Genomic DNA, 425 nt, shown 5'->3' on the forward strand with positions numbered 1-425 from the left:
CTAGTTCCAAAGAACTTGGCACTCGCCATCAAACGCCCACGCTTATCGGCTGTATATTTTTAAGGATCCCTGCAGAAACCAGATCAGAACCGAAGCTCTTTTCTCTCTTTTCTACCGACTTAGCTGCGATCAGCTGAGCCTTGAATTCTAGCACAGTTTTTTAAGAACTGTCAAACTCGTGTTTTCTTTTGAGGCATGAAGTAAATGCCTCAAAAGAAAACACCCAGTAAAAAGACTGGGTGTCTCTTGCTGTAAGAGCCTGACGATGACCTACTTTCACACGGGAACCCGCACTATCATCGGCGCAAAGTCGTTTCACTGTCCTGTTCGGGATGGGAAGGAGTGGTACCAACTTGCTATGGTCATCAGGCATAACTTGGTGCTGGGCTGTTCGTGTGAACAGCCTGGCGAATTCATAGAGTCTG

1 rRNA gene is annotated in these 425 nt (G+C 46.8%); it reads right to left on the reverse strand.

From position 1 onward, the window contains the following. Positions 1-257: 257 nt before the first annotated feature. A 5S ribosomal RNA gene (rrf, locus tag AvAM_RS06620) occupies positions 258-370 on the reverse strand. Between the last annotated feature and the right edge of the window lie 55 nt (positions 371-425).

The sequence above is a fragment of the Acidovorax sp. NB1 genome, assembly GCF_005405905.1.
GTDB lineage: Bacteria > Pseudomonadota > Gammaproteobacteria > Burkholderiales > Burkholderiaceae_C > Acidovorax.